Source organism: Granulicella mallensis (assembly GCF_014203225.1).
Taxonomy (GTDB): domain Bacteria; phylum Acidobacteriota; class Terriglobia; order Terriglobales; family Acidobacteriaceae; genus Granulicella; species Granulicella mallensis_A.
The window spans coordinates 1-1007 of sequence record NZ_JACHIO010000052.1 but is presented as its reverse complement, the minus strand read 5'-3'; the positions used below and the strand labels follow the sequence as shown (position 1 = coordinate 1007).

Annotated in this window: 2 protein-coding genes; both read left to right on the top strand. The window is 60.4% G+C overall.

The genetic code is table 11. The annotated features are described in order from the left end of the window. The first annotated feature begins 53 nt into the window (after positions 1 to 53). Positions 54 to 485, top strand: coding sequence for an IS630 transposase-related protein (locus HDF15_RS26140; RefSeq protein ID WP_184261270.1), 432 nt, complete (start codon positions 54 to 56; stop codon positions 483 to 485). After that, on the top strand, positions 404 to 991 hold the full coding sequence (locus HDF15_RS25460) for an IS630 family transposase (protein WP_311733211.1): 588 nt from the start codon (positions 404 to 406) through the stop codon (positions 989 to 991). The genes HDF15_RS26140 and HDF15_RS25460 overlap by 82 nt, the downstream gene beginning before the upstream one ends. Positions 992 to 1007 lie beyond the last annotated feature (16 nt).

Here is a 1007-nt window from a genome sequence, read left to right as displayed (position 1 = left end):
GGGTATAGATCTAGATACTTTTCAATTGTTTGGGTTTGGGTGATTGTTAGGAGATGGCGCGAGCGTATAGCGATGATCTTCGGCGCAAGGTGTTGTCGTCCTATGGGTCCGGCAAGGGCACGATGCGTGAGTTGGCTCAGCGCTTCGATGTGAGCTACGGCTGGGTGTTGAAGATCGCCGCTGCCCAGCGTCAAAGCGGGAGTTATAAGCGGGTTCCTCAGCGGCGGGCTGCCAGCCGCATCGATACCGGGTTGATCCGGCGTCTGGTCGAGGCGCAACCTGACATCGTCCTGGTAGAGTTGCGGCAGAGGGCCGCCGAGCAGGGCGTGCAGGCCAGCACCGTGCATCTGTGGCGTATCCTCGCCAAGCTAGGTCTGCGGCTCAAAAAAAGTCACTCCATGCCATTGAGCGCGACACCGAAGAGAACCTCGACAGGCGCGAAGTCCACCTCCAGACCATCGGCTCGATCGCGGCCGAAGACCTGATTTATGTTGATGAAAGCGGCGTCTCGACGCAGATGACGCGACTCTACGGCCGTGCTCCGAAAGGCCGTCGCATCCGCGACCGGGTTCCCGGCGGCCACTGGAAGATCCTCACGATCCTTGGCGCCATGGACCACACCGGCATGCTCGCAGCCATGACCGTCGAGTCCGCCACAGACGGCGACGTTTTCCTGGCCTTCCTCGACCAGGTGCTGTGCCCGAAGCTGCGTCCCGGTCATGTGGTCGTCATGGACAACCTCAGCGCACACAAGGTCGACGGCGTACGTGAACGCATCGAGGCCTGCGGGGCATCCGTGCTCTACCTGCCGCCCTACTCGCCGGATCTGAACCCTATCGAAAAAGCCTGGTCCAAACTCAAAGCCCGCCTCCGCGCACTCGCCGCTCGAGCCATGCCGCAACTCGAACACGCCACCGCTCAAGCTCTACAGACCATCACACCACAAGACGCAAAAGCATGGCTCAGACTCCGGTTCGGAAACTACACCTAAAGGTAAAATGGTCTAG

Bases quoted from the DNA above. Each gene is read 5' to 3' on its own strand.
- HDF15_RS26140 (WP_184261270.1), top strand. From the start codon at position 54: ATGGCGCGAGCGTATAGCGATGATCTTCGGCGCAAGGTGTTGTCGTCC.